This is a genomic window from Levilactobacillus paucivorans (assembly GCF_001437125.1).
Classification (GTDB): domain Bacteria; phylum Bacillota; class Bacilli; order Lactobacillales; family Lactobacillaceae; genus Levilactobacillus; species Levilactobacillus paucivorans.
This window is the reverse complement of sequence record NZ_JQCA01000097.1, coordinates 1-209: the sequence shown is the minus strand read 5'-3', so window position 1 is coordinate 209 and position 209 is coordinate 1. Positions and strand designations below refer to the sequence as shown.

1 pseudogene is annotated in these 209 nt (G+C 47.8%); it reads left to right on the top strand.

Annotated elements, in window-relative coordinates:
- A pseudogene (locus IV54_RS12110) lies at window positions 1–177 on the top strand (IS30 family transposase); the annotation flags it as partial.
- Between the last annotated feature and the right edge of the window lie 32 nt (window positions 178–209).

Below are 209 nucleotides of genomic sequence, written 5' to 3'. Positions count from 1 at the left end.
GAACGCGGAACCAATGAGAACACTAACGGCCTTTTGCGCGAGTTCTTCCCGAAGGGTAGATCCTTGGTTTTGGCCTCACTCATTGATATTCAGCTGGCTCAGGATACCTTAAACAACCGGCTGCGGCGGTCATTAAACTATCGTTGCCCAGCCGATCTAATGCCTGAACTAGCTTAGCAACTAGACCACTTCTAAGAATAGATTCTTAG